The sequence below is a fragment of the Hafnia sp. HMSC23F03 genome, from assembly GCF_001816025.1.
Lineage (GTDB): Bacteria > Pseudomonadota > Gammaproteobacteria > Enterobacterales > Enterobacteriaceae > Hafnia > Hafnia paralvei.
Window position 1 is genome coordinate 132,763 of sequence record NZ_KV824190.1, and the last position, 281, is coordinate 133,043.

Below are 281 nucleotides of genomic sequence, written 5' to 3' on the forward strand. Positions count from 1 at the left end.
GGATGTCGTGACGGAGTTTGGGGCGCCCTGGATGAGCGATACCAAACAGGAGCGGAAATGGCGTCTCGGACAAAAGCGCGCGAGTTGAGAGCCCCCGCGCAACGGGGCTCTCATCGGTCGCCTTCGCCAGTAGGCTCATGGAAACGTATTTGCTGACCGGCGAACGAAACATTTCACCGTAATCCCATAGGATATTGACGTTCCAAACCGGAACAAAGATGGCATCTCGGATAAAGAACCAATGAAGCTCGGTATGGACTGGCGGGCGGAATATTACACAA

General features: G+C 54.4%; 1 protein-coding gene. It reads right to left on the reverse strand.

Annotated features, from left to right (window positions below):
- A partial coding sequence (locus HMPREF3091_RS22810) for a hypothetical protein (RefSeq protein WP_246839946.1) occupies window positions 1-281 on the reverse strand: 281 nt, incomplete at both ends.